The sequence below is a fragment of the Chryseobacterium sp. CG10_8 genome, assembly GCF_058117085.1.
On sequence record NZ_JBYVEB010000195.1, the window covers coordinates 1 to 2,732 of the forward strand.

2 protein-coding genes are annotated in these 2,732 nt (G+C 34.5%); one reads left to right on the plus strand and one right to left on the minus strand.

Translation table 11 applies throughout. The features are described from left to right. The first annotated feature begins 70 nt into the window (after positions 1-70). Positions 71-1,360: a dicarboxylate/amino acid:cation symporter gene (locus AC4AGG_RS16025; RefSeq protein WP_489773028.1), complete on the plus strand. Its 1,290-nt coding sequence runs from the start codon at positions 71-73 to the stop codon at positions 1,358-1,360. Positions 1,361-1,468: 108 nt separating this feature from the next. Here AC4AGG_RS16025 and AC4AGG_RS16030 read toward each other — a convergent pair whose 3' ends face one another. Next, the gene (locus tag AC4AGG_RS16030) at positions 1,469-2,674 is read right to left on the minus strand and encodes a C1 family peptidase (RefSeq protein WP_489773027.1); all 1,206 of its coding nucleotides are present in this window, start codon (positions 2,672-2,674) and stop codon (positions 1,469-1,471) included. Positions 2,675-2,732 lie beyond the last annotated feature (58 nt).

The following is a 2,732-nucleotide window of genomic DNA, read 5'->3' on the forward strand; positions in this document are numbered from 1 at the left end:
AACTTTTTTAGCTTTCATTGATAAGATGGAAGCTATTTTTTTTATATTTAGGATCAAAAGATGCACTACAATGTCATATGTTAGACCAAGAAAACTACATCAACAGCTCTATTTCCAAGTTATTATTGCTATAATATTAGGGGTCTGTTTAGGATATTTTTATCCGGAGGTTGGAGAAAAAATGAAGCCTCTTGGTGACGGCTTCATCAAGTTAGTCAAAATGATTATTGCACCAGTTATCTTCATTACTTTGACCTTGGGAATCGCCCATATGACTGATCTCAAAAAAGTTGGAAGAATTGCCCTTAAAGCTTTAATTTATTTTTTCACCTTTTCGACATTAGCACTTATTATTGGTCTGGTTGTCGCTAATATTGTCCAACCTGGAAAGGGACTTAACATTGATCCCGCTTCCCTTACTGGTGATGTAAGCCAGTACGCTGAAAAAGCACATGAAACTACAATCGATGGTTTCTTACTTAATATTATTCCAGAAACGCTATTCAGTCCGTTGGTGGGTGATAATATTCTGCAAGTTTTGCTGATTTCGATTCTTATGGGAGTAGCATTGGTAATGACCAAAAAGAAAAGCAAAAAAGTGACAAAATTTTTGCATTCAATGACGTATCCAGTTTTCAAAATCGTTCATATATTGATGAAATTGGCTCCAATTGGAGCGTTTGGAGCAATGGCTTTTACAATTGGAAAATATGGTTTGGAATCAGTACTGAATTTGATTTTCTTAGTTTTAACCTTCTATCTAACATCTTTATTATTTATCATTTTGGTACTTGGTAGTGTTGCTTGGTACAATGGTTTCAGTATCTTCAAATTAATGCACTATCTCAAGGAAGAATTACTTTTGGTTTTAGGAACAAGCTCCTCCGAATCAGCTCTTCCAACACTTATGGAAAAATTAGAAAAAGCAGGATGCTCAAAAACCATTGTTGGGTTAGTTGTACCAACTGGTTACTCATTTAACCTTGATGGAACTAATATCTACATGACTTTAGCGGCACTTTTTATCGCACAAGCGCTCAATATAGACTTATCTCTTGAAAAACAAATATTACTTCTATTGGTCGCCATGCTAAGTTCCAAAGGTGCTGCTGGCGTAACTGGTGCGGGATTTATCACTTTGGCTGCCACCCTTGCTGTTGTTCCGGAACTTCCAATTGCAGGAATGACATTGATTCTGGGAATCGATAAATTTATGAGCGAATGTCGTGCCTTAACCAATTTCGTTGGAAACTCGGTTGCAACAATTGTTGTAGCTAATTGGGAAAAACAGTTAGACAAAGATCAATTCAAATATGCTCTTAATCATTCGCAACAGATTGAAGATAGTCTGGAAATATAAAATCCTCTTTCCTAGAAAGGTGTCAAAAATAGATTCTCTCGAATATTATTAAAACAAAAAGAGATGCAAAATGCATCTCTTTTATTATTTAGTATTTTTAAAAATATTTTACAAACCAATATTTTTAGATGGTTTCAGTTTTTTTAGAATGGATTTCGGAATACCGTTTTTGTGCAAAAGAATTGCAGTCGATTTATACTGAACGTAAGGTTTAGAAACAAAAAGATACCCTTCATAATCATTGGTCGCACCCCAAGAATTTTTCACCAAATAATACTCCTTCCCATCCTGGTCTTTTGCAATTCCAACGATATGCATTCCATGATCATCAGTTGTAGAAAGATTATTTAACGCTTTTTGACGCATATCTTCGGTAATCTTCTTATCAGGTTTTGGACCAGTGAACAAATTTTGCTTTTCAGTGGCAGAAATATTATTTAAATCAATATCTGGAACATATGCAACTCCATTTTTGTAAGAAAAATAAGGTTCCGAAACGTCAGTAGCCCATCCAACGGTATATCCTTTACTCAAAGCATAATCAATAATTGTTGTTAGATCATTCATCGGCACATTCCAATCTGAGTCATGACTCCAGTTATCCGGAATCGGAACAACAAATTTTTGATAATATGGATAGTCTTTATATGAAGAAATCTCTACATAATCCTCTGCGTTAAGTCCTACCACTTCTTTAGCAAAAGTCATTGGCGTATAATATTGTCCATTATACATAAAGTTCCCTGGAACTTTGCCCAAATATTTATCCAAAACCTTGTCTACAGATTCTAGCCAATTATCTGACAATTTAGTTTTTTGAGATGCAGTAACGAGACTATCTAAAACTGGTTTGAGCTTTTTCTGCATTTCACCAAAATCGTTTTTCTCTTGACCTGCTTTAAGACCAGTATAGATTTGCTGAGGAACTGTCCCGTACTTTTTATACATATTGAGAACATCATGTAACTCGCCTCCGTCTCCCCAACTGATTGCTCCGTTGTTCAAAACATACAATTTTGCCTTGTCATGATAGGAATTACGGGCTGTGAAAATTTCTGCAATATCGACAGGGTTTTTACCCATTCTTTTCATTTCGGATTCCACAAATGAATTTCCTGAATAACTCCAACATGTACCAGAACTTCCTTGGTTTTTCACTGGTGTATTGTCAATTTCTTTAACAATAGTAAACTGAAAATTAGGATTCTGAGATTGATTATTTTTGAGTTTGTTGATTAAATCATCTTGTGCGAAGGTAAAACTTCCAATAGAAAGCATCGCAAAGACCAAGTATTTTTTATTGATGTATTTCATTACTTTTAAATTATGATTAATAAGTAGCCAAAAATTCTTGCAATGTTACAATTATTCT